1 protein-coding gene is annotated in these 288 nt (G+C 71.9%); it reads right to left on the bottom strand.

Going from position 1 to position 288, the window contains the following annotated elements; translation table 11 throughout:
• On the bottom strand, positions 1-288 hold a 288-nt coding region (locus tag ACTFO6_RS18570), incomplete at both ends, for a hypothetical protein (protein ID WP_439935851.1).

Raw genomic sequence — 288 nt, 5'->3', positions numbered from 1 at the left:
GGGAGGCCCGCTCGATGCGCCCCCAGGAAAGCGAAACCTCGGCCGCCGTCACGCCCGGGCCGAACTCCACCACGTCCCGCTCGATCACCCCGGCCTCCACCGCCTCCGCCAGGGCAGCGAAGTCGGTGGCCGAGCGGATGGGCGGCTCGGGGAGCGGCTCGATATAGGTCACGCTCCCATCGGCCAACGCCTCGTCCAGACTCCGCCCATGCTCGGCAAGCCGCGCTTCCACCTCTCCCAAGCTCTCGAAGAAACCGCCCCCGGCTTCGCCCTCCCCACCCCACAGGG

Source organism: Pelomicrobium sp. G1, from assembly GCF_051905455.1.
Taxonomy (GTDB): Bacteria; Pseudomonadota; Gammaproteobacteria; order Burkholderiales; family UBA6910; genus Pelomicrobium.
Note: the sequence above shows the minus strand (reverse complement) of the source record. Positions and strands in the feature narration are given on the sequence as shown.